Raw genomic sequence first — 23,865 nt, forward strand, 5'->3', positions numbered from 1 at the left:
CATATGAAAATAACCCTGACCGCACTGCTTTTAATAACAAGCTGTGTTTTACTTTCGTCAACCTGCCAAAAAGAGGATCCAGATCCCATTTGTAAGAATCTTACAATAAATAATAATACTGATAAGGCGGTTTATACTCTTTTTAGTTTTGATTATCCCGATACCAGCCTGAATTTTCAAAATCCCGTCATCAGCCGGACTTCTAAAAAACTGGCGGCCCATTCCCAAGCCACCATCGATCCAAGATCAAATTGCCTGGAACAATTCTTAGACAATCCGGGTGTTCAGAAATTATCCGTATTTGTGTTCGATGCCGAACTGGTTGAGTCAACGCCGTGGGACCAGATAAGGACTCAGTACCAGATCATAAAGCGGCTTGACCTCACCCAGGATGACCTGATCAACAACAATTATTCATTCGACCTTCAATAACCCCTCTTATGAAATTCACCCACGCCAGCTTACTGCTGCTGCTCCCCTGCTTTTTTCTTTCTATGACGTGCCATAAATCGAATACAAGGCATTGCCATTACCAGATAGATTTTGAAAATAAGAGTGACAAATCCCTTACAGTGGTCCTTAGTTATGACTACCCAGACACCAGTATCAACTTTCAGAGTCCCTATATTGAACATGACTTTTATGGCGGCATAGCTCCTCATCAAAAGTGGTATGTTGAAAACGGGGAAATGTGCGTAGAATCAATTCTGTTAGACCACTCGTATGAAAGAGTGTCACTTTTTATCTTTGATTCAGAAGTACTGAGAACAACACCCTGGAGCGAAGTGCGGAAGAATTACAAGGTTTTAACGCGATATGATTTTACACTGGATGATTTGCGGGCGCTGGGTTGGTATGTTACCTATGAATGACTTTAAAACTGTCAAAACCAGCAATGCCTATGAAAATTTAACAGGGAGCCCTCATTGTGTTAACATCCAAATAACAAAATTATAATTAAGCCTATAAAGATGCTACAAGTCTCATTATGACTGCGTGATATTTTTGCAAACGGCTTGTTAAGGGGCGTTAATAAGTTTTTCTCACACAAACTACTTGTTAGTTTTGAGCCCAAATGAGAGTAGCCATAATTTTTGTATGCATGTTCTATATCCTTTTTGGAGGATATAACTACCTATATACAGGTGTGCATAGCAATAGCTACTCCTCGCTGCGCCTGGTAAAAAGTAATTTGAAGTTTACAGACAATAAACAAGGGGTGGCTGTCGTTAAGCCAAACGCCGCAGGCAAGCCAGGCGACAACAGCATTCCCGATATAGAGGATGAGGACTCCAACGACTCTACTGCAAGAAAATATAAAATACTGGCCAGGTGCTTATACGCCCTCGCCTATTCATTTGTTTTAACCTATCTCTTTACCCGTTTCAGATCTTCAAAACCGCATTACAGTCTTTTTGCTTTTAAATACATAACCCAACGTGTTTTAAGGATCTGATGACATTTTTTCAGCAACCCTGGGCCGATCGTTATTTTCTGCCGAACGTTTGTTAATAATACATTCCTCCTGCTTTACAATTTTGATTGTACCCGGGCGCGACTGATAATTCCATAGCATTCCCCCAATTAAACCCTTGCTTTTAAAAAGCGTTCAATCGCATAACACCCATTTATTGTCATGAAGAGAATTGTCTTGTTCACAAGCTTGATAGCATTATTGTGCAATACGAGCTGTAAGTCAACCAAGGAAGAAAAAGAGGAACCTGGTAAATATAAAGTTACCAGCCCTATGAGAATTGATACTTCCTTTACCAAGGAGTATGTTTCGCAGATCAGGTCTGTACGGAACATCGAGATCAGGGCCCAGGAAAAGGGCTTTCTGCAAAATATTTATGTGGATGAAGGCCAGTTTGTAAAGGCCGGTCAACTGTTATTCAGGATCATGCCCAAATTTTATGAGGCGGAAGTGCTGAAAGCACAGGCAGAGACCAAATCTGCAGAAATTGAACTGGCAAACTCTACCACCCTTGCGGAAAAAAATATTGTATCAAAAAATGAACAGGCGTTAGCCCAGGCAAAGCTCGACCAGGCAAAAGCTGAAATGGCGTTGGCCAAACTTCATTTGCAGTTCACGGAGATCAGGGCGCCATTTGATGGCACCATCGACCGCCTGCCTAAAAAACTGGGTAGCCTTATCGATGAAGGCGAATTACTAACCAGCCTTTCTGACAACAACCAGATGTTTGCTTATTTCAATGTAAGCGAACCGGAATACCTCGAGTACAAAGCCAACACAAAAGGCGGCGTAAAAGGCAGGGTAAACCTGCTTTTAGCAAACAACAAACCCCTGAAATATGCCGGTGAAGTAGAAACCATCGAAAGCGAATTCGATAACGAAACCGGTAACATCGCTTTCCGCGCAAGATTCCCCAACCCTGACAAACTGTTAAAACACGGTGAAACAGGTAAAATATTGATGACCGTTCCGCAAAAGGATGCCATGGTGATCCCACAAAAAGCCACCTACGAAATACAGGATAAAAGATATGTATTCGTAGTCGACAAAAACAATGCGGTAAAATCAAGACTTATCACCATTACTGGCGAATTGCCCGATCTGTATGTAGTAGCAACTGGTCTTAATGACGACGAAAAGATCCTGCTCGAAGGCGTGCAGAAGGTAAAAGAGGACGATAAGATCCAGTTTGATTTCGAAAAACCAGAAGAAGTTATAACGCACCTGCGGGTACATGCAGAATAGTCATGGAAGGGTTATGCATTTAGCTAACCCCCTGCGTGTAGTAACAGTAATTCATTCCCTAATTGCAAGTAAATGTTTAATAAATTTATACAAAGGCCGGTACTGTCGATAGTGATATCGCTTATCATTGTGTTTTTGGGCGTACTGGCCATATTCGGGTTACCGGTAACACAGTTCCCATCCATTTCACCACCCAAGGTGAACGTAACAGCTGATTATCCCGGCGCCAACGGTGAATTGATGATCAAATCGGTGGTTATGCCACTTGAACGGGCCATCAACGGTGTTCCAGGCATGAAATATATGGCCTCTGATGCGGGCAACGACGGTGAGGCATCTATCCAGGTGGTATTTAACCTGGGGACTGATCCCAACGTAGCCTCTTTGAACGTACAAAACCGCGTGGCTTCCGTGGTGAACAAACTACCGCCACTGGTTGTACGCGAAGGGGTAAAGATCACCCGCGAGGAGTCAAACATGTTGATGTACATTAACCTGTATAGTGAGGACCCCAATGCAGACCAGAAATTTCTGTTCAACTTCGCAGACATCAACATCTTGCCTGAGTTGAAACGTGTAGATGGGGTTGGTTACGCCGACATCCTGGGTAACCGTGAATACGCCATGCGTATCTGGCTGAAACCCGATCGCATGTTAGCCTATAAGATCTCAGCCGATGAGGTGATGGAATCCCTGAGTTCGCAAAGCCTGGAAGCATCACCTGGCAAAGCCGGGGAAAGCTCTGGTAAAAGATCACAATCCTTTGAATATGTATTGAAATATACAGGCCGGTTCACCACCAAAGAACAATATCAGAATGTTGTAGTAAAATCAACACCCGATGGAGAGCTCCTTCGGTTGAAGGATATAGCTGATATTGAGTTTGGCAGCTCCATGTACGACATTTATTCAAACCTGAACAGCAAACCCTCCGCCGCCATTGTTTTGAAGCAATCGTATGGTAGTAATGCGAGCCAGGTAATTGAGAATGTTAAGGAAAAACTGAAAGAGATCCAGGGCAGCTCCTTCCCAAAGGGAATGAAGTATGAGATCAGCTACGACGTATCCAAGTTCCTGGACGCGTCTATCGAGAAGGTGATACATACCCTGGTAGAAGCCTTCATTCTGGTGGGTATTGTGGTATTCCTGTTCCTGGGCGACTGGCGCTCTACCCTGATACCCGCCATGGCCGTACCGGTGTCATTGATCGGTACATTCGTATTCATGCAGTTCTTTGGTATTACGCTGAACCTGATCACGCTATTCGCCCTTGTAATGGCGATTGGTGTGGTGGTGGATGACGCCATTGTGGTTATTGAAGCGGTGCACGCGAAAATGGAAGAAGAGCACCTGTCGCCGCTGAAAGCCACCAAGAAAGCGATGCATGAGATCAGCGGGGCCATTATAGCCATCACCTTCCTGATGGCAGCGGTATTTATACCGGTAGCGTTCATGAAAGGCCCGGTGGGGATCTTCTATCGCCAGTTCTCTATCACCATGGCCACAGCGATCATCCTGTCGGGTGTGGTGGCGTTAACGCTTACCCCCGCTTTGTGCGCCATGATCCTGAAGAACAACCATGGTAAAAAGAAAAAGAAAAATCCTGTCGATAAATTCCTCGATGGTTTTAATAATGGCTTTAACCGGATCCAGGGTAGCTACGTGTCAATACTGGGGCGTATAATAACCCGACGGGGCGTTACCTTTCTTATTCTGGGTGCATTCTGCGCCGGTACTTATTTCCTCAATGGGAAAGTACCTTCGGGCTTTATTCCGAACGAAGACCAGGGGATGTTCTATGCCATCATTCAAACCCCGCCCGGTTCTACGCTGGAAAGAACAAACGAGATCGCTACCAGGCTACAAAAAATAGCAGAAGGCATTGAGGGCATCTCAACCGTTTCTTCACTGGCGGGTTATGAGATCCTGTCAGAAGGTACAGGCGCCAACTCAGGCACCTGTTTGATCAACCTGAAAAGCTGGGAAGATCGCAAACACTCCGCACAGGAAATTATCGACGAGCTGGAAGAAAAATCAAAAGACATTTCGGGAGCCAATATAGAATTCTTCCAACCACCGGCAGTACCCGGTTATGGTGCAGCAGGTGGTTTTGAATGCCGCCTGCTCGATAAAGCCGGAACCAGTTCCTACAAAAGAATGGAAGAGGTAAGTAATGATTTCGTGAAGGAATTGAGAAAGCGAAAAGAACTGACTTCCGTGTTCAGTTTCTACAGCGCCAGCTTCCCGCAATATATGTTGAGTGTGGATAATGACATTGCGCAACAGAAAGGGGTCTCGATCGAAAACGCGATGAACTCGCTTTCTACCCTCATTGGTAGTAACTACGAGATCAGCTTTATCACCTTCGGTCGCATGTACAAGGTGATCGTACAGGCTGCGCCCGGATATCGCGCGTTGCCCGAAGACATCCTGAAACTATATGTAAAAAATAACCGCGATGAAATGGTGCCCTACTCGGCATTTATGAAAATGGAAAAAGTGTATGGTTTGTCGGAAATCACCCGGCACAACATGTATACGGCCTCCGAGATCAGTGGTTCAGCGGCACCCGGTTACAGTAGTGGAGCGGCCATCAAGGCCATTAATGAAGTGGCAGCAAAGTCACTGCCCAGAGGTTTTGGTATTGACTGGGCGGGTATCTCCAAGGATGAGGTAGCCCAGGGTAATGGCGCTATCTACATCTTCCTTATTTGTTTGGGCTTCGTATACCTGATCCTGTCAGCACAATATGAAAGCTTTATTCTGCCACTGTCGGTGATCCTTTCGTTACCTACCGGTATTTTCGGCGCCTATCTGTTATTACAGGTAATGGGTCTTGAAAACAACATTTATGCCCAGGTGGCCATGGTAATGTTGATCGGTTTGTTGGGTAAGAACGCCGTATTGATCGTAGAGTTTGCGGTACAGCGGCACCGGGCAGGTGCAACGGTACTAAAAGCAGCCATGGAAGGGGCCCGCGTGCGGTTCCGCCCCATCCTGATGACCTCCTTTGCCTTTATTGCCGGTCTGATCCCGCTGGTATTTGCCAACGGTCCGGGCAAGATCGGGAACAGGACCATCGGTACAGCCGCTGCCGGCGGTATGTTGCTGGGTACCATATTCGGGGTATTGATCATCCCCGGTTTGTATTACATATTTGGCAGAATGGCCGAAAAACGCAGACTGGTTAGAGATGAAGATGAAAATCCGTTAACTGAAGAAATCGATCATAATGTTTAAATTGAGTATAAAGAGATCCGTTAGTCTGGCATACCTATGTTTGGCTATAGCTGGTTGTAAAGTACCGGCCCTTGTGGAAGTTCACGAAAACAAGTCGGTACCCGGGTCTTACGACGACAAACAAGACACCACCAATATCGCAGCCATCCCCTATCGTTCTTTCTTTACAGATAAGGACCTGGTGAGCCTGATAGATACTGCGTTGCAACGCAACCAGGAACTCCAGATCACTTTACAGGAGGTGGAAATTGCCAGGAACGATATAAAATTCAAACAGCAGCCCTTGTTGCCTCAGGTAGGCATAAGAGGCGGAATAGGCGTTGAGAAAGTAGGCCGGTACACCAGCCAGGGCGCCGGTGATGCCTCTACAGAGATAAAACCCGGTAAGGAAATGCCCGATCCATTAGGCGATTTTACCGTGGCTGCGTTCGCCAACTGGGAAGTAGATATCTGGCACAAACTGCACAATGCAAAAAAAGCGGCCGTTACCAGGTATCTATCAACGGTAGAAGGCAGGAATTTTGTGGTAACCAACCTGGTTGCTGAAATAGCTAATTCTTATTATGAATTACTGGGTTTTGACAACCAGCTGACGATCGTTCGGCAGAACATCGCGCTGCAAAAAGATGCGTTGGAAATTGTGAAGGTACAGAAGGAGGCCGCCCGGGTTACAGAGCTGGCCGTACGGAAGTTTGAAGCGGAAGTACTGAAAACGCAAAGCTTGGAATATGAGATCCTGCAGAACATAAAAGTTACCGAAAACCGGATCAACTTTTTGTTAGGCCGGTTCCCACAACCGATCGCCAGGGATACCAGCAATCTGGTAAATCTGATCCCTACGGTAGTGAACTCCGGGATCCCATCGCAACTGCTGATCAACCGCCCGGATATTAAACAGGCGGAACTGGACCTGGCAGCCGCGAAACTGGATGTAAAGATCACCCGTGCTGAATTCTTCCCTTCATTGGGACTTTCAGCAGCAGTAGGTTTACAGGCATTCAGCCCTACCTATCTGTTCCACTTACCTGAGTCTATCTTATACAACCTGGCCGGTGAAATGATGGGCCCGTTGATCAACCGGAATGCGATCAAGGCGGAGTTTAACAATGCCAATGCCCGGCAACTACAGGCCTTGTATAACTATCAGCGAAGTATAGTGAATGCCTATACAGAAGTATCAACACAATTATCAAACATCAACAACCTGGAAAAAAGCTACGACCTGAAATCAAAACAGGTGGAAGCACTGACTGCCTCGATCGGCATTTCGAATGACCTGTTCAAGAATGCCCGGGCCGATTACCTGGAAGTACTGATGACCCAACGGGATGCGTTGGAAGCAAAACTGGAATTGGTTGAAACCAGAAAAGATCAATTGAACGCCGTAGTAAATATATACAGGAACTTAGGCGGTGGCTGGAAGTAATGTGAAGCGTGAAAGCCTAAAAAACAAAGAAGGTGTCTCAAAGTATGAGGCACCTTTTTTGTTTTAAAGCTTTATGAAGCATGAAGTAGGATGTAGGAAGTAAGAGGTATGAGGTATGAAATACGAAGAGTCTGAAATTTCGGCCTCAAGAGTTTCGTGCTGATTGTAAAAAATTAGCGAACTTCTGACCTCATACTTCCTACCTGCTGTATTCCTCCCTCATCAACTGGTCAACCTCCTCGAGAAGCTATTTACTTGTAATAAGCTTGGTTATTTTTATGGAAAGTGGATAGTCTTTTCCCATTGACTGAACACTGCCTTCCAGAGCTATAGTTGTTTTGGCCTCCATTAAGAGGCCTGTACCGATGTCTGTAATGAACTTGCCTTTCTGACTACCTTTGATAGATGCCGGCACTTCTGTGCCTGTAATGGTCAATTTATCATCGGTATTTATTTGGGCGGCAGAGGTAACGGTGGCCAGTTTGCCATCCAGATCATCAAAAGTGCAGGTAGAGGAAGCATCGACTTCAACATCAGAAGAGAGTTTATTTTTCAAGATCCAGGAATCCCCCACCACAACAGCAGTGTCGGGAAACAAACTAAACTGGCTTGATAAATTATTCCTGATAAAATCGTCACCAATAAACTTCTTGAACTGCTCCCTGAGCCGGCTTTCACTGGCAGGATTTGTAACATGCAGGGTTGTCACTAGTTTATCAGCGATCTCCTTGTTGCCTGTTACCTCCAACACCTCTCCTTTCTTGTTCAGGACAACATATACAGAAGCGCCTTTGATAGCCGCTAACTGCTTCTCCATGTCATCAAATGAATGGCCTGAATTAGCCGCATCGATTTCTTTTTGGCCGTCTTTGCCCTTAATAGCAAACTTTAACTGGTCGTAGGTGATCTTAACCTGAATACTGTCAGGTGAACTGCCCACCACTTCATAGATCAAACCAATTTCAGACTGGCTGTTGGTCTCCATGTCTTTACCAGCTACCAAAACGCGTGATACCGTTTCTGTATTGATATTGAAATAGTATTTAGCACCGGCGCTCAGGTGTAATGCAAACTGGTATTTTTTGGTGGCATCTTGATGGCTGGTGTTTTTGCAGGAAAGCAGGAATAACGATAGAAAAAAGGAGATACTATAAAAATATAATTTCATTTGCATTCTTTGAGGGAGCAGTGTAAAATAAATTTTAATAGCTGGCGGGAATTAAATTACAGGCTTTTTGCAATTAATTTCCACCAGCTATATTTTAATAAAATTCAGAGTGCTTGTTCAGACTCATCCACTATTTCAATAATATTGAAATCTAACTTCCTGTCAACCCTTGTGTGCTCATCAATTGAAGGAATATAAAATTCTCTATTAATTGATTCGCCTATTCTTTCCCAGTTTGCATTGTCGAAAATAAAAATATTTCTTTGATCAACCTTGTATCTTGTCCCATCCTCTTTAATTGTTGAAATGCCCTCCCTGTTTACATAGGAGGCAACCACCATTGACTCCATTACATTATCAAAAACTTCAGGATTGGAACTCAATAAAAATTGCGCATCATTAAATACAATAACTCTTTTAGGCGGTTCTGTTTCAAAATTCAACAACGTATCATACAAAGCATGATAATCAGGTCTGAAATTATAACCAATCGGCATACTTAGATTTATCTGATAACAGCACGATTCCAGATTATTAATTTGTTTACCATACATAGGAACTACCTCATGCCCGCCAATAGTACATAAGTACTGAGTTAAATTTGTTCCAAACCATCTTAACCAATCAGAATTGTTGCATATTATGATAAAGTCATTTTGTGGAAGGTCAATAAACAGCTGTTCATACCACCTAGCGACAGCATTATCTATATTTAATTTCAATCTTTGAATGCTCATGTTAATGATAGTCAGTTATATCTTTTATAAATATTTCTTTGTTTGTTTCCCTGTAAACTATCCTTACACCACCTCTGGCTTTGCCCGTTCCTTTCAGATCAATTGCATTATACCCTTTTAAGTCTCGTCCCAGAACGTGCTGATTCCCCCCAGCCTCTCCACTTCGAACCTTTTGGATAGCCTCTTCAACTCTTGTCTGCATTTGCTTATCCATTTTATCATATACTTTGGCAGCATCCTTGGATTCAACAACTGTTCTTTGTTCCGGATCATATTTTCTACCCAGTCGCGACTTATCCTCTGGCTCCGGATCTTCCAAACCATCACGATCAGTGGTAACCTTAGGGTTTTGGGCAGACATGTATACCATCTCTGTCCTAAGGTTGTTAATCAACTCCTGGGTTTTTCCAATATCAATAATAGCTGTAGCTTCAACAGCAACACCATGCAGCATTACAAACCCAGATCCAGCAGCCCCTATACCTGTCCATCCGGTTGATAACATCCCAGCCCCACCTGCACCAATTTCAGTTCTAGCCAGCATCTGTACACCATAACTTCCTTTTAACTGGCCGTTAAGATAAGCTAATTGATCTATGGGATCAGTATAATCATCTAAATTAAATCCTCCAAAACGATTGTAAAGACCTACAGACATTGCGTTAGCCATGGCATCTTCAGCACCACGAGCTGCAATAAGACCTAAACGTGCCTGTTCTGTTGCCACTCGTATAACATTCTGTATGCTTTGTATAGCAACCGCCGTTAGTGAACGAGCTTTATGAACAACATAAACGGTTTCTAATACCTTATACTTTTCCAATCCATCCAAATCAATATTTGCAACTGGCTCGCAACCCGCAAATTGATAAGGTGTATAATAAGGATATTCAAATGCCAAAGGATCTAGCTGAGGGAACCGGCCAATTTGCGGATCATAATACCTAAACCCGTAATCATACCAGTCAAGGTCAGCATCGTCTATAAGCTCTTTATCATTATATAAGTTCCTGCTTCGATTTTTATGGACAGGAACGTACTTATACGGTAAATAATTTTGAGGACCGGTTTACTGAAAATTATGTTGGGTATGAGATAGAATGGCTTCCTGTTGGTGGTGAGGTTACTTATGATGACCAGACATCGTATCCTGCGCTCTGGCCGCAAAAGACACACATATAATAATAAACAGTAATAGCAATGGTATAGGACGCAGGCTCATTAACAGGTAAAAGGGTTTTGCTACAAATATCAATTTAACCTTATTAATACACGATTGTCACGCATATCAATACATGTAATTGCCGGCAAAGATAAGAAGGGAAGCTAACATGATAAGAAAAAGTATTGAACGTGAAAATTTACCAATAGGCGTGTCGTTTTGAGTAATTTTCGTGTAATCACTGTCCCATTACCTGACACATGCGGCCGCTTATGCCCTTAATTGTAACGCTATCCCCCATTAAGTCGTCAACCTTTTAACTTCCTACCTCTTGTATTTCTCCCTTGTCAACTAGTTAACTGATCAACTTACTCTCCTTTCATTTCTTAGCCTTCAACCCCAAGATAACCTGGTAAACGTATAACGGCACCGACCAGCCCATCCAAAACAGCGAGGGAGAAAGATCTTCAAACGTTCCGAACCCGATCGACAGCAGGTATTTAAGCGTTAAACCCGACACAATGAATGCCAGCGTTACCATATAGCTTCGCGTCATCCATTCTTTATGCAAAATGAATTTCTTTTGCAGGGCAGCCCGGTAAGCAATGATGGTTGAAATGATCCAAACACTTACCCAGACCTGCAGCGAGAATGCATAAGCCCAGTTGACCTTATAGGCGGTGGTAAAGCTTAAAACAAGTGCACAGCTGGAACTTACGAGTATCGCCAGCAGGTACCCAACACCTATCCAGCGGTGCAGTTTTATAAACCTTGTCCTGAAACGGTCCCAGAATTGAAGGGGCCCTAACACCAGAGCACCGCCACCGCCAGTAATATGGGCGATCAGCAGCCAGCGCAGGTTAAAATACTTCCCCAACGCGTCCTTTGTCATTTCCAGAAAATGATCGGCGCCCCTCATAAAATAGTGGGTTATGACAAAAACGAAGATCCAGAATATCATTTGAGGTATAGTTATAAGGCAATACCAGGACGTATGTTTGCGCAAAGATCCAGACATTTATAATACTTGAATGGTGAATAATTGCTGCAAATTCGAACGCCGCCCTCTTAAATAAAATAACCGAATTGATATTCGGGTACCGAATAATTTTTCGGTATGACCGGCAGAGAGATTAAAACCAGAAAAAGTTAACTTTACTGATATGTATGAAAGAAAAATAAAAGAAGACCTGGATTGCGGTATTGTAGTGGCCATGAAGGTGTTTGGCGCTAAATGGAAACCCTGCATCATCGATGCCATCAGCCGGGGTATAAAACGGCCCAGCGAGCTGCACCGCGAGATCACCACTACCAGTGCACGCGTAATAGACATGCAGCTGAGTGAACTGGTAACGTATGGAATCGTGTCAAAAAAGGTATTTTCCGGTTTCCCCTTATGGGTGGAATATTCCCTGACGCCGTTGGGCGAGACCATTGTGCCCATTCTGGCGCAGCTAAATGCCTGGGGATTAAAAAATAAGGACCTGGTAAATAAAAAGGGCGACCATAACGACCAGAGCGAAAAACTGGCTGATAACGCAGTACAATGGCACCCAGGCAGCGCCATTTGCCAATGACCAACTCTCTACAGATGACCAGAGCCGGTCAACCTCGTTTTCTATCACCTTTGACAGCCAAAACAAGCAACCGTTTACGGTTGATGGTTTGGTTACCCCAATAACCGGGGCTATCTTCAAACCGGGCAAGGGAGGCGTCAGACTGCTCGGCCAGCCATGCAACAAACGACTCCTTTGTTGACCATTGCAAAGTTGGCGGCTCAGCAAAATAGCCATCATTTATTTCTCCATATTTAAAAGTACCATCCCGGTACTCCAGACCCATGCCGCAATAATACGGGTGACCATACCCTACCCAACCGCCCTTCACCAATCCATTGGCTACTTTTTCCGCGAATGCCGGTCCGTACTTTTCAGTCTGCTGTCTCAATGCCTCCAAACTTATCTCCTCTTGACTCATAGGGGATCATTTTCCCAGAAACGAAAAAATCAGGTATTTGGTATAACTTAAAACATTACCTGTCCCGCTTAATATACGAAGCACAAAACCTTTTCAATTGGCATTTGTTCCAGGTTATATTACTTTTAATGTATGCAAAACCTGGAATCGTTCCTCAATCACTATAAACAAAATGATAAACTTCCCATACGGCTCATTTCTCCAAATTTCGGGCACCTTCCGCCAGAAATAACAAGTATCTATTGCCCGGCTCACCGCAAACCCCATTACTTTTTACTTTTTGTAATAGAGGGCCTCACTCGTCACGGGGTTGATCTTCAGCAATTCGATATAAAAAGTAACGAACTGCTCTTCGTTCTTCCCCACCAGATCCACCAGGTACCCGCCTCCAAACAAGGCATCGATTATTTCAAACTGGGCTTTGATGAAAAATGTCTTTCGTTGCTGCCAAAGCAATATCCCTTTCTCATCAACCCTTTAAACAATCAAAAAATTCAACTACCCCCATCCGCTGCAGCAAGACTAAGATCCATTTTCAAAATGCTGCTCGAATTATTAAGTACAATGGACACTGATCCCGAGCTTATTCTGGCTCATCTTAATAGCCTGTTAACAGAGATCAACACCGCTTATTTCTCTTTTGACAAAAAACCTACTGACGACAAACTCTCCCAATACATCAGTTTCAAACTGTATGTAGAAAATAACTACACAGATCATCCATCGATCAAAGATATCGCTGCAAAACTGGCGCTCAACACCAATAGTTTATACAACATCGTTAAACACTATTCCGGGCTTTCCCCTAAAGAATTCATCACCAACCGGCTTATAATGGAAGTAAAACGCCGGCTTTACTATTCAGAAAGCAATTCAATCAAGGAGCTGGCCTACGAGCTCGGTTTCAACGATCCAGAGTACTTCTCCCGTTTATTTAAAAAAGCAACTGGTAAAACCATTGCCACGTTTGTTCAGGATTTGTCAGGGAACTAATACGTTTTGTCCGGCTTCCCCTTTTGCCGTTACCGGACCTTTGTTCATGAAACAAAAAACAAATCCATGAACAGACAATTAGGAAAGAACGGCCCGCTGGTATCAGCAATAGGTTTAGGATGCATGGGAATGTCAGGCGTATACGGACAAGGTAACGATAAAGAATCCATTGCCACCATTGAAAGAGCCCTTGAACTCGGACACAACTTTTTAGACACTGCCGACTTCTACCGTACCGGACACAACGAAGAATTGATTGGCCAGGCCATCAAAGGCAGGCGGGATAAAGCTTTTATTTCGGTAAAAACAGGTTTGTTCCTTGCTCCCGGTCCCAATAGATCAATAAGTATCGGCCCGGTGAATACCCACCCTGACTATCTCCGCAACGCTGTACTCTACAGTCTCCAGCGACTCAAAACAGATTATATCGATTTGTATACTCCGGCACGGGTAGACCCCAACATCCCCATCGAAGAAACTGTAGGTGCGCTCTCAGACCTTGTGCAAAAAGGCGTGATTCGTTACATTGGACTTTCTGAAGCAGCCGCAACGACCATTCGCAAGGCAGCAGCCGTACATCCCATAACGGCGTTACAGATAGAATACTCCCTCTGGAGCCGTGACATTGAAACCGAAGTGCTTCCAACCATACAGGAATTAGGCATAGGCCTGGTCGCCTATTCCCCTTTAAGCCGGGGACTGCTAAGCGGTGAAATAAAAGCACCTGAGGACATCAAAGATAACCGGGCCAACATGCCACGATTCCAGGGCGAGAATTTTTACAAAAACCTTGAGCTGGTAGAAAAGATCAAAACGCTCGCTGCCGAAAAAGGCTGTACACCATCACAGTTAGCCATTGCATGGGTACTCGCGCAGAGTGAAAATATCATTGCTATACCTGGCACCAAACGCATTAAATATCTCGAAGAAAATATTGCAGCAGAAAATGTGCAGCTTACCAGGGAAGATCTGCAAAGTATCGAAGCGATCATGCCGGCCGGGATCGTTTCAGGAAGCCGTTACCCCGAAATGCTTATGAAGCACTTAAACCGGTAAGGAAAAATAGCGAGGCTTTTAACAACTTTATGATGCAATCACTTAAATAAGATTTTGTTAGAATATAAATTAACGAAGTAGGAAGTAGGAAGAGCTTGCAATTTCCGACGCCTGAGTTTTCTGCCGATTGCATAAAACTAGCGAACTTCTTGCCTCCTACTTCTTACCTCTTACTTCCTTTACCCCTGAACCTTATCAGCAAGCGTCGGTCTGCCTTTACCTGTAGTGATCAGTCTGAACAAACTCTGATGAATATACTCACTCCAGGCATTAGAACAGGCGTCGTAACATTCTACTTCGGGGGCCAACCCCTCATGAGTAAACCGCACCTGGGTCTTGCCATCCACCACAGCAGCTTCAAAAATTATCCGGGTATGGGTCCATTCGTGTTTGTCGCTAATGAAATTAAGGTGGCTATCAGTAACCAGCCACACTACTTTTTTATTGGGTATCACCTCCACTAACTTCTGCGTAGACCTGTGCACGTCCCCAAAAAACACGGTAAACTCATCGTTTAGTTGTTGAGAAGAACCTTCCAGATTTTCAGTCCACCAGCCAGGGACATTATTAAAAGCTTCAAAAGCGGCAGCCGGCGTTTGATCTACCAAAAATGCGGCCGTATAATTAGCTATCGTTGTCATTGAAATCAATTTAACCACAAATTTATTGTGTAACTATTTCCGGCACCGGGTGGCATCTGGACTTTCAGGAAGGGTGATTTGGACAAAATGGTGCTATTAAAAGATCAAGAAGCCACTTTAGCTATAACGTTAGAGAAAACATTTTGCATTGCGAACCGAGGAAACAGACCACATTTACAGGATTCGGGTAAGCATTAAGTTTCTATATCGATTTAGAATTTACATTAGCTATTTGTCACCCTAACCACCTTTATTCCACGCTTTAACGAAGTCCTGTATTCGCCCGTCTTTACTTCCAGGCTTATTTAGGCTAACAGTACGTGAGATATACCGGATATCCGATATATCTGCCACCATTCTGCCTCCAAACCCGCACTGTAATGCCACTGATCAGTGGCATTACAGTGGCATTCCAGTGGCATTCTGGTGGCATTATTACCGGGTAAATGGGCCTGTTTTAGTATATCTGCAGACGATCTGACTAGAATAAAACTACCATTTGAAGGGGGCTGAAGTGAATAAAACAGCAATCCGACGGCATCCTGAGCAGGAACTTGTATCAGTCTTACACCCCGAAAACACTGATGCCGGTAAACTTGTTTACCGGCATCTAATTATTGCTTACTTGTCAGTGGGCAAATTGCAGATAAAACCAGACCTGTCAGGGTCGCATAAACCCGCTAAAATGGCAAGCTCAAATGGCGAACCTTACAGGTCTTGGTACGGCATCGCCAGCTGGCGGACCGTTAGCCGACTGCTATAAGCGAGCCAGGCAATTAGTCGGAGACCGCCTATTGCCTTTTGCCCACTGCCTTATCTTTCTGCCCGCTGCCTTCTGCTTGGGGCTCTAATACCGCGCTGAGGTGTATTCCCCATTGCCTATTGCCCACTGCCTATTGATTATACCCATCATTCTGGTACATCATAGTAGGATTCAGCAAATATTCCTTTAAGGGAATTGGGAAATAAATATCCTTGGTGGTGATATTTGTTAAAGGCGAATTATCGTAATCGGCCTGCTTTTTGGCCCGGAAATAATCAACCAGTTCGGTTGGGGTAAAGAACCTTGTCAGGTCATGCCAGCGATGGTGCTCAAATGCCAGCTCTACCCTTCTTTCGTGCAATATAGCCAATTTCAGCGTTGGGTATTTTGCTGCATAATTCACATCTGTCGCTTTCATGGTGGCATAATCGGGCCGCTGGGCACGTGTACGCACCATATCCAGGTAGGTAGTGGCGGTAGCCGCATCGCCCAGGTTCAAATATACCTCAGCGAGGTTTAAGATAACATCGGCATAACGGATCAGGATCCAGTCGTTTCCGCCATAACCAAGATCACCGGCGCCGGAAGTAGCATCCCTGAATTTTGAAATGAACCACACTTTACTGCCAGTTGAATAATAAACGGAGAAATTAGTGCGTACATCGGTTGCTTCAAATTCATTCAACAGGTCCTTGGTGAACAAACCGCCAGCACCTTGTGATTTAAATTTAGACAACAATGAATCTCCTTTGGGCTGATTGTTCCTTGCCAATGAAGAGGAATAATTGGCATCGCCCTGTTTGTAGGCGATCTGGAAAATAATCTCGGGGTTGGTTGTCTTTTTAGCTACATCAAACACATCGGTAAAAGGTATGTCGCTTAGCTTGTTGAACGTTTTCTGATTGTAACAGGCCAGCAAATAGTTTTTGGCATTGTTAAAATTACCGCTTTTATCGTTGGCCAGCGTAGCACCCATGGTTAAATACACCTGTCCTAATAAGGCATTGGCAGCCTGTAACGATACCCGGCCTTTGCTGGCCGCCGGTTGTATTACCGGTAAATTGCTGCTTACTACATCCTTCAAATCGGTTACGATCTGGGTATATACATCTTCCTTTTTCACGCGGAAGGCAGCAGCAGTAGCCTGCTCTGTGGTCACAATGCGGTCGGTCACCAGCGGCACATCACCGAACTCCCGTACGAGGTTAAAATACATCAACGCCCTGATGAATTTCAACTCGGCAACATATTGGGTCTTGGTATCGTTGCTGGCAAAAGGTACTTTATCAATTTTAGATAAAATAATATTTGCTCTTGAAATCGGTGTATACAAAGCCGCCCAGTGGCTGTACAAATAACTGTTGCTGGGAACTATGGCAAAGGCAGAGAACTGAAAGGGCTCGCCATTGTTCGACTGGTTATCTGTTGTATTCACATCATCTGCGCGGTCGTCTGTCCACAACTGAGCGCCTTCACCAATACAGTTGCTGCTCCTTAATGCCTGGTATACCCCGTTCACGCCTGTTGTAATATCAAATTCTGTATTATAAGCATCCTCTACGGGCGCTGCATTGGGATTTGATTGCTCCACAAAGGATTTGCTGCAACTGGCAATCCCCGCCAGTGACAACATACCTGCAAATAGTAAAACCTTATTACGCATAAATATCTTTTAATAGTTTTTGTTTAGAATTGCACCGTTACACCTGTGTTAAATGAACGCACCAATGGATATTTACCATAATCCACGCCTGGTGTCAGGTTAGAACCGTTGTTAAAATCAACCTCAGGGTTATAACCCAGGTATTTGGTAACGGTAAATGCATTATCAACCGATGCAAACCAACGCAGCCCGCTCAGATTTAGTTTTTTAACCGCCGCCAGCGTATTCAGGTTCACGCCAATGGTCATATTGGTACAACGGAAATAAGAGCCATCCTGCAAATAATAATCGCTTAACCGGGTACTGTTACTTTGTGAACCACCGCGTGAGCTTCTGTATTCATGGCCATTGCCGGGTTGGTCCTCGCTGCGATAGCGTTGATCTATCAACGCATACTGGTTGCCTGAACCTTCCATATTCCTGATATAGTAATCCTGGCCATCTACGATCTTGTTGCCTTGTGAACCGTTAAAAGAGGCACTGAAGTCGAACATCTTATAGTTCATGCTGATGTTAAAGCCATAGGTGAATTTGGGATAGGGTGAACCGATAACATCTTTATCAGCATCGGTGATGAGGCCATCGCCATTTTTATCCTTGAAATACAGATCACCTGGATTTAAAGGCGTGGTGGAGAAGGTTGAAATGGGGAATGCTTTTACTTTGTAACCAGCAGGAAATTTATTGCCATTGCTTTTATAGGTTGCCCAGTCTGCATTTACATTGTCCATATCGCTTTGACGTACCATACCGGCAACTTTCACCCCATAAAAAGAACCTACAGGGTCCCCAACCCGGGTCACGTGTGTAATATAACTTCTTTCAGCACCGGCAGTCTGAATTTCACTGGCATCGCCCAGACTGATCACTTTGTTCCTGTTGGCCATTATATTGCCACTCACATTCAAATTGAAATCTTTTGTTTGTACCGCTTTCACATCCAACTGCAAGTCAACCCCGGTATTACGGATGTTTGAATTAGCCAGATTGGTAAGTACCTGAGAACCTCCGGTAAAGGCAGATACGTTTTTATTGAACAGCAGGTTATACGACTTACTGATATAATAGTTGGCAATGATTGACACCCGGTTATTCAACGTGGTTACATCGGCACCAAAATTAAATTGAGAGGTAGACTCCCAACCCAGTTTGGGATCGGCAATACCATTGGCCCAGTTTGCATTACTCACTGTGCTTCCAAATACATAACCGCCTGCCCCTACTACGCCTTGTTCATAGCCGTAGTTAGGAATATTGTTGTTACCGGTCAAACCCCAGCTGGCGCGCAGTTTCAAAGTAGAGCCAGCGCCTAACCAGTCTTTATAAAATGATTCATTTGAGACAGCCCAGCCTGCAGATACTGATCCAAACTTACCCCAACGATTCTCCGGACCAAAGCGCGATGATGCATCTGTACGGAATGAACCGGTCAAGGAATAACGTCTGTCATAGCTATAGACTACCCGGCCTAAATATGAGATCAGCGAGGTAACGGATTTGCCGGTATTGGCAACGTTTACCCCAGCTGTAGCACTGTTGGTGTTTTGGATCAGCGAAAAATCACCAGGGGTAGAACCTACAGCAGTTACTTCAGGGACCAGGTCATTGATGTAGTTCTTGGCCGCTACCGACAACACATCGGTGGAAGTTTGTTGAGCGGTATAACCAGCCAATGCATTAAAGCTGTGTTTACCCATTTGTTTGGTGTAGTTCAGGGTATATTCCGCCAGCCGGTCCTGAATGTCTAATGTTTGTGCGGAAGAGTTGGCCGCCTGCGTAGCCTGGGTTGTACCCGGACCATTAGTCCCACTACTTAAATTGGTAGGGAAATAATATTCATATTTCTCGCGGTATGACTGTCCGCCCAGGTTTACTTTAAAGGTAAGCCCCTTTAAGATCTCATAAGCCGCACTGGCATTGGCGGTAGTACGAACACCTTTACGGGTGATCTTTACGCGTTGAGCCAGCGCCAGGGGATTTTCAATGCCCTGAAAGGCATACGTAAATCCATCAAATGATTTTCCTGCATTATCATAAGACAAAGCCAGCGAACCATCTGGATTATAAGCAGGGAAAATAGGCATATACACCAGTGCACCTAAAATGGGCCCCTGGTTAAAACGGCCTTCCTGTACTTCTCGATTATTGGTGCTGGTCACAAATACGCTTGATGAGATCCGCAGTTTTGGTGACACATCGGCATCGATATTAGTGCGGAGGTTTATTCTTTTTTGATAGGTACTGTTTAAAATACCCGGCTGATCGAGATAACCACCGCTTACCAGGTAGCGCACGCCATTATTACCGCCTGAGAAGGTAAGATTGTGCCTTGTTACCAGGGCATTGTCATACAACACATCCTGCCAATCGGTATTATACCTGGGGGCGATTATTTTTTGTGTAGGGAAATCATACAGGTCTTTGATAATACAAACACTACAGTTATTGGCAGCCTGGCCTGATTTGGCTACCCGGGTAGCATTATCATCAGAGTAAAAGGCATCATTCCAAACAATACCTTTTGCTATCAGGATGTCTTTATAGTTGGCATTACGGCCATTTACAAACAGATCGGTAAACTGATCGGCATTTAACAATTTTACTTTTTTGGCCAGCGACTGGCTGCCCAGTTGGAAATCATAGCTCAATTTACCTTTGCCTGATTTTCCTCTTTTGGTAGTGATCAGCACTACGCCACCGGAGGCGCGTGAACCATAGATGGCAGCTGAGGCCGCATCTTTTAAGATCTCTATTGATTCTATATCATCCGGGTTAATAAAGACATCGTTACCTGAGGTGGCGGAATTATAACCGTTGGTGCTATTGCCACCGTTGCCCTGTCCCTGTGTAACGTTACCGCCCACGGGATATCCATCTATAACATATAATGGTTCTGAGCTGGCATTGATAGAACCAACCCCACGTACACGAATTTTAGCACCAGAATAAGGTGCGCCACTTACCTGCGATATCTGTACGCCTGCTACTTTACCAACCAACGCCTGACTGATAGTAGGTGTTGACAAGTTCAGCTCACTGGCTTTTACACTGGAAATGGCGCCGGTAACATCGCTCTTTCTGAGCTTTTGATAACCAACAGAAACCTCATCCAGCGTTTTTATATCGTCTTCCAGTTTTACATCAATCACTGAGTGGTTAAAAACGGCCACTTCCTGTTTTGCAAAACCGGTATATGAAAAGATCAGGGTACTGTTTACACCTGCTTCAATGCTGAACTTACCGTTTTCATCGGTCATAACCGCTTTGTTCGTTTTTTTATCCTGCACACTTACAGCAGCTAATGGCTGTCCTTTTGAATCGGTTACCGTACCGGTGACTTTACTGGTTTGCGCCAGTACCGGTACTGAAATTACCATACAGAGCATGCATGTCCACCACCAGAGGTTCCGGTATATGCTTCTGTAACTTGCTGTGAAACGTTTGTATTGAATTACCTTTCCCATTTTTGATTTTATTTGTGAGTAGATGCTTATTTATGAGTGGCTCCTTAATTAAAATGCTTTTGTTTACTTTGACCAGACCTGTCAGGTCTGCCATCGGGTGTTCAACAATCAGAGGGCCTAAGCGGTCCCCGCAAAGCGGGGCAGGCTCTGACAGGTCGAGTTTTAATAAAGCGAACCAGACCTGTCAGGTCCAAGCCATCAGACTGTTAGGGCAAGACCCAATGATGGACCTTACAGGTCTTGACCCTACTTCCAACTAACCATCATATTATTTACATTATCCTTTCTCGAAGAACTAACCGCTATGCCTTTTGATCCATCATTCAGAAAGGTAAATCCTTCCAGTTCATCGGTACGATCAAGGTCTACTACTTTTATCACCTGTTGCGTGCCTGTTTCTATAGACTTATTAAAATCCAGGTAAGTGAACCGCCATTTTCTACCCTCGATCTGGTTTTGAATAAGCACCAGGATATTTTTGCCGGGCACCCATAGAAGGTTTTGTACCCAGGGCGTACAGGTGAACTTTTTCACCAGCACGCCTTTCTCACTGGTCCTTTTTGCATGTTGTAACAAGGCAGGATCGTAGAGCCTTACTTCATTTCCTTTATCGCCATAATCAGCGGTGGCCACATACCACTTTCCTTTGTATTGTATATACTCAGGGCGGGTACCCTGTATACAGGCATCGTCTTCGATGGTATTAAGCAGATTGCCATCCAGGGTGCCGGTGGTCAATAAACCGGACCAGTTTACACAATAGATCACAGCTTTCCATTTGGAACCGGCAGCATCGAGCCGAATACTGTTACCAATAAACGTAGGCGATTGTCCATTCCAGGCAATACCGGTTGGGTGATTGATCACATCGGCGCCATTCTCAGTAAGCCGGCATTCTTTATTTATATACACTGGCGAATCGCCGATCATTTTAAACTCCCTGATCATACCTACTTCCCGGTCGCCATATAAAAAAAGCCGTCCCTTTTGAAAGGAAGCACCCTGACAGGCGCCCAGTGAATCGATCGTGTGCGCCTGACCGAACTGCATATTGATATTGACAGGATGGTCGGAGGAGAACAGGAAGAACAGGCTTGTTGTCACGATGGAGATAAGTTTCATAAACAGTGTTTTGAAGAATAAATAAAATGATGAGGTAAGAGGTAAGAAGTAGGATGTACGGCGAAGGCAATACAGATCCGAAACCATAACGAGGCTATGATCTTCAAGAATTTCTTACTTCCTATTTCTTACTTCCTATTTCTTACTTCCTATTTCTTACTTCCTATTTCTTACTTCACCAGGACTAAGGATCTAATGGTTCTGTTGGATTGATGTGCAATGCATCAATGGCCGGATAAAACTCCGCTTCTGTTTCAGTCAGGCGTTTGCCATTCTGAAAAGGCACTTCATTTAATTCCTTTAAGCATCTTGCGGCAAGTGTGTTAGTGATCATCATACTTTGCCCACCTGAAGTGGTAGTGATACAGGCTTTGTTGAAGGGCATTCCATACCGGTAAATGAGCCGTACACAGTTTCGTAAGTTGGTAGTGGTATGCCGGGCATGTGGTTCTATAATGATGGCATTCTCAGGTATGTTCAACTTTTCAATCAGGAACTTTTTCATTTCAATGGCTTCGCACCAGGTAGTCTTGTACGGATGTACTTTACCACCCGACACTACCACAAACGGCGCAGCGCCTTTTTTATATTGCACGGCAGCCAGCCGGCACCGCAACATCCCTTCTGCACTTAATGGGGTATGAAGATCTTCAGGTCCCGCCCCTGGTACCAGGATCACAGAATAGGGATAAGCGGCCCATTTAACTGTTTTTACCTTGTTAAAGGCGGCTTTGTTCACGGTTTCCATCATGGGTTCATAATCAGCAGCCTGTTCGCGCTCATTTATTTCCAGGTATCGAAGGGCACAGGTGAGTGAGGGTTCAAAAAACAAACGGCTATCGGCACATTCGCTGGCTACGGTATACGTAGTAGTATATAATAAAGAACCGTATCGTTTGTCGTTTACATTGAAACTGATAGAATCTATAAGGGGATAATTCGGCTTTTTTCCTTCTGCATATACACCAATGGCAAAATTCACGCCCCGTGCATCCTGTTCCCAGGCTTTTACCAGCAATTCTGCCGGCGAACTGTTTTTAAATAATATGTAGGCACCTGAAGCGATCAAATGTTTTTGTACCAGTCGGCCCAACACATTGCTTGTATTATATAATGCCGTTAAACGGGCGCTTACCTCCCCTATTTCTTTTTCGCTAAACTCCATGCGTGCTGCATAGCAGGGTAAACTACCGGTGCATTCTTTTCCGGCTTTTGAAAGGCCTGTCAATTTATTGGTTGCGATAGCTGCCAACACCGTGTCGTGCTCCAGCATTTTGCGCACGGCAGTATCCTGTTGCAAAAGTGTAAGTAAATAGTAATTCTTTGTTTGCACAATACTGTTACCCCTGATCAATTTATAGTGGGGATCGGGAGCGGTCTGTTGACCATTAACCATAATACCAATACCAAATAATAGTGTAGTCAGTACGAATATTCTCATGTTGCCTGGTTGGAATAATTGAGCGCAAAATTGGTTTAGTTGGGTTATGCTATTGTCAAGAAGACATTATGCAATTATTAAATGTAAGAAAGACATGGGGCAATGGGTCGCCTACACCAACGCTTCGGCGACCGAAGGCAGAAGGCAATAGGCAGTGGGCAATGGGGAATACACCTCAGCGCGGCATTAGAGCCCCAAGCAGAAGGCAAAAGGCAGAAGGCAGACGGCAGAAGGCAAACAAAAGGCTATAGGCAAAGGCACTCAAATTTTGCGAAATCGACCTGTCAGGATCG

Annotated in this window: 18 protein-coding genes and 1 pseudogene; 9 read left to right on the forward strand and 10 right to left on the reverse strand. The window is 44.4% G+C overall.

Annotation, left to right across the window (positions count from 1 at the left end):
- Window positions 1–3: 3 nt before the first annotated feature.
- The 6 genes from J7I42_RS29210 (at window position 4) to J7I42_RS29235 (ending at window position 7,385) form a co-directional block, all read left to right on the forward strand.
- Window positions 4–432 carry a hypothetical protein gene (locus J7I42_RS29210; RefSeq protein WP_209142948.1) on the forward strand — a complete coding sequence of 143 codons (429 nt, stop codon included), beginning with the start codon at window positions 4–6 and terminating at the stop codon, window positions 430–432.
- A gap of 8 nt (window positions 433–440) precedes the next feature.
- Window positions 441–872, forward strand: a complete 432-nt coding sequence (locus J7I42_RS29215; protein ID WP_209142950.1) for a hypothetical protein — start codon at window positions 441–443, stop codon at window positions 870–872.
- Between the two features lie 230 nt (window positions 873–1,102).
- Window positions 1,103–1,456 carry a hypothetical protein gene (locus J7I42_RS29220; protein WP_209142952.1) on the forward strand — a complete coding sequence of 118 codons (354 nt, stop codon included), beginning with the start codon at window positions 1,103–1,105 and terminating at the stop codon, window positions 1,454–1,456.
- Window positions 1,457–1,747: 291 nt separating this feature from the next.
- On the forward strand, window positions 1,748–2,719 hold the full coding sequence (locus J7I42_RS29225) for an efflux RND transporter periplasmic adaptor subunit (RefSeq protein ID WP_209142954.1): 972 nt from the start codon (window positions 1,748–1,750) through the stop codon (window positions 2,717–2,719).
- Between the two features lie 72 nt (window positions 2,720–2,791).
- The gene (locus J7I42_RS29230; protein WP_209142956.1) at window positions 2,792–5,959 is read left to right on the forward strand and encodes an efflux RND transporter permease subunit; all 3,168 of its coding nucleotides are present in this window, start codon (window positions 2,792–2,794) and stop codon (window positions 5,957–5,959) included.
- A complete protein-coding gene (locus J7I42_RS29235) occupies window positions 5,952–7,385 on the forward strand; it encodes a TolC family protein (protein ID WP_209142958.1) in 1,434 nt (477 codons plus the stop codon). Before J7I42_RS29230 ends, J7I42_RS29235 begins: the two co-directional genes overlap by 8 nt.
- Window positions 7,386–7,632: 247 nt before the next feature.
- Here the strand turns inward: J7I42_RS29235 and J7I42_RS29240 are convergent, their stop codons facing one another.
- The 4 genes and pseudogenes from J7I42_RS29240 to J7I42_RS29255 all read right to left on the reverse strand — a co-directional run bounded on the left by J7I42_RS29240 (window position 7,633) and on the right by J7I42_RS29255 (window position 11,413).
- Window positions 7,633–8,553 (reverse strand): DUF6263 family protein, encoded by a 921-nt coding sequence (locus tag J7I42_RS29240; RefSeq protein ID WP_209142960.1) that lies wholly within the window; start codon window positions 8,551–8,553, stop codon window positions 7,633–7,635.
- A 104-nt stretch (window positions 8,554–8,657) separates the two neighbouring features.
- The gene (locus J7I42_RS29245; protein ID WP_209142962.1) at window positions 8,658–9,290 is read right to left on the reverse strand and encodes a hypothetical protein; all 633 of its coding nucleotides are present in this window, start codon (window positions 9,288–9,290) and stop codon (window positions 8,658–8,660) included.
- A gap of 1 nt (window position 9,291) precedes the next feature.
- Window positions 9,292–10,299 (reverse strand): annotated as a pseudogene (locus J7I42_RS29250) (RHS repeat-associated core domain-containing protein); the annotation flags it as partial.
- Window positions 10,300–10,831: 532 nt separating this feature from the next.
- Entirely contained in the window at window positions 10,832–11,413 is a 582-nt protein-coding gene (locus J7I42_RS29255) for a DUF2306 domain-containing protein (RefSeq protein ID WP_209142964.1), read from the reverse strand.
- Window positions 11,414–11,615: 202 nt separating this feature from the next.
- Between J7I42_RS29255 and J7I42_RS29260 the strand changes: the two genes are divergently transcribed.
- The gene (locus J7I42_RS29260) at window positions 11,616–12,029 is read left to right on the forward strand and encodes a winged helix-turn-helix transcriptional regulator (protein WP_209142966.1); all 414 of its coding nucleotides are present in this window, start codon (window positions 11,616–11,618) and stop codon (window positions 12,027–12,029) included.
- Window positions 12,030–12,057: 28 nt separating this feature from the next.
- On the opposite strand, the gene J7I42_RS29265 is transcribed toward J7I42_RS29260, so the two are convergent.
- Window positions 12,058–12,429, reverse strand: a complete 372-nt coding sequence (locus J7I42_RS29265) for a hypothetical protein (protein WP_209142968.1) — start codon at window positions 12,427–12,429, stop codon at window positions 12,058–12,060.
- A gap of 132 nt (window positions 12,430–12,561) precedes the next feature.
- Here J7I42_RS29265 and J7I42_RS29270 point away from each other — a divergent pair, with 132 nt between their 5' ends.
- Together J7I42_RS29270 and J7I42_RS29275 are read left to right on the forward strand one after the other, a co-directional pair.
- Window positions 12,562–13,422 carry an AraC family transcriptional regulator gene (locus J7I42_RS29270; RefSeq protein WP_209142970.1) on the forward strand — a complete coding sequence of 287 codons (861 nt, stop codon included), beginning with the start codon at window positions 12,562–12,564 and terminating at the stop codon, window positions 13,420–13,422.
- A gap of 66 nt (window positions 13,423–13,488) precedes the next feature.
- A complete protein-coding gene (locus J7I42_RS29275; protein WP_209142972.1) occupies window positions 13,489–14,478 on the forward strand; it encodes an aldo/keto reductase in 990 nt (329 codons plus the stop codon).
- 179 nt (window positions 14,479–14,657) lie between these two features.
- Here the strand turns inward: J7I42_RS29275 and J7I42_RS29280 are convergent, their stop codons facing one another.
- The 5 genes from J7I42_RS29280 to J7I42_RS29300 form a co-directional block, all read right to left on the reverse strand.
- Window positions 14,658–15,119 (reverse strand): SRPBCC family protein, encoded by a 462-nt coding sequence (locus J7I42_RS29280; RefSeq protein ID WP_209142975.1) that lies wholly within the window; start codon window positions 15,117–15,119, stop codon window positions 14,658–14,660.
- Between the two features lie 893 nt (window positions 15,120–16,012).
- A complete protein-coding gene (locus J7I42_RS29285) occupies window positions 16,013–17,545 on the reverse strand; it encodes a RagB/SusD family nutrient uptake outer membrane protein (RefSeq protein ID WP_209142977.1) in 1,533 nt (510 codons plus the stop codon).
- A 23-nt stretch (window positions 17,546–17,568) separates the two neighbouring features.
- Window positions 17,569–21,009 (reverse strand): SusC/RagA family TonB-linked outer membrane protein, encoded by a 3,441-nt coding sequence (locus J7I42_RS29290; RefSeq protein ID WP_209142978.1) that lies wholly within the window; start codon window positions 21,007–21,009, stop codon window positions 17,569–17,571.
- A gap of 246 nt (window positions 21,010–21,255) precedes the next feature.
- The gene (locus tag J7I42_RS29295) at window positions 21,256–22,131 is read right to left on the reverse strand and encodes a hypothetical protein (protein WP_209142981.1); all 876 of its coding nucleotides are present in this window, start codon (window positions 22,129–22,131) and stop codon (window positions 21,256–21,258) included.
- 184 nt (window positions 22,132–22,315) lie between these two features.
- Window positions 22,316–23,572, reverse strand: coding sequence for a YdcF family protein (locus tag J7I42_RS29300; RefSeq protein WP_209142983.1), 1,257 nt, complete (start codon window positions 23,570–23,572; stop codon window positions 22,316–22,318).
- Window positions 23,573–23,865: the final 293 nt, after the last annotated feature.

Origin of the sequence: Niastella soli (assembly GCF_017742245.1) — a bacterium.
Classification (GTDB): domain Bacteria; phylum Bacteroidota; class Bacteroidia; order Chitinophagales; family Chitinophagaceae; genus Niastella; species Niastella soli.

Excerpts from the sequence above, each read along its gene's own strand:
- J7I42_RS29210 (WP_209142948.1), top strand. The coding sequence starts at position 4 with ATGAAAATAACCCTGACCGCACTGCTTTTAATAACAAGCTGTGTTTTA.
- J7I42_RS29220 (WP_209142952.1), top strand. The coding sequence starts at position 1,103 with ATGTTCTATATCCTTTTTGGAGGATATAACTACCTATATACAGGTGTG.
- J7I42_RS29225 (WP_209142954.1), top strand. The coding sequence starts at position 1,748 with ATGAGAATTGATACTTCCTTTACCAAGGAGTATGTTTCGCAGATCAGG.
- J7I42_RS29290 (WP_209142978.1), bottom strand. The coding sequence starts at position 21,009 with ATGGGAAAGGTAATTCAATACAAACGTTTCACAGCAAGTTACAGAAGC.
- J7I42_RS29230 (WP_209142956.1), top strand. The coding sequence starts at position 2,792 with ATGTTTAATAAATTTATACAAAGGCCGGTACTGTCGATAGTGATATCG.
- J7I42_RS29255 (WP_209142964.1), bottom strand. The coding sequence starts at position 11,413 with ATGATATTCTGGATCTTCGTTTTTGTCATAACCCACTATTTTATGAGG.
- J7I42_RS29280 (WP_209142975.1), bottom strand. The coding sequence starts at position 15,119 with ATGACAACGATAGCTAATTATACGGCCGCATTTTTGGTAGATCAAACG.
- J7I42_RS29245 (WP_209142962.1), bottom strand. The coding sequence starts at position 9,290 with ATGAGCATTCAAAGATTGAAATTAAATATAGATAATGCTGTCGCTAGG.
- J7I42_RS29300 (WP_209142983.1), bottom strand. The coding sequence starts at position 23,572 with ATGAGAATATTCGTACTGACTACACTATTATTTGGTATTGGTATTATG.
- J7I42_RS29275 (WP_209142972.1), top strand. The coding sequence starts at position 13,489 with ATGAACAGACAATTAGGAAAGAACGGCCCGCTGGTATCAGCAATAGGT.
- J7I42_RS29295 (WP_209142981.1), bottom strand. The coding sequence starts at position 22,131 with ATGAAACTTATCTCCATCGTGACAACAAGCCTGTTCTTCCTGTTCTCC.
- J7I42_RS29265 (WP_209142968.1), bottom strand. The coding sequence starts at position 12,429 with ATGAGTCAAGAGGAGATAAGTTTGGAGGCATTGAGACAGCAGACTGAA.
- J7I42_RS29240 (WP_209142960.1), bottom strand. The coding sequence starts at position 8,553 with ATGAAATTATATTTTTATAGTATCTCCTTTTTTCTATCGTTATTCCTG.
- J7I42_RS29270 (WP_209142970.1), top strand. The coding sequence starts at position 12,562 with ATGCAAAACCTGGAATCGTTCCTCAATCACTATAAACAAAATGATAAA.
- J7I42_RS29235 (WP_209142958.1), top strand. The coding sequence starts at position 5,952 with ATGTTTAAATTGAGTATAAAGAGATCCGTTAGTCTGGCATACCTATGT.
- J7I42_RS29215 (WP_209142950.1), top strand. The coding sequence starts at position 441 with ATGAAATTCACCCACGCCAGCTTACTGCTGCTGCTCCCCTGCTTTTTT.
- J7I42_RS29260 (WP_209142966.1), top strand. The coding sequence starts at position 11,616 with ATGTATGAAAGAAAAATAAAAGAAGACCTGGATTGCGGTATTGTAGTG.
- J7I42_RS29285 (WP_209142977.1), bottom strand. The coding sequence starts at position 17,545 with ATGCGTAATAAGGTTTTACTATTTGCAGGTATGTTGTCACTGGCGGGG.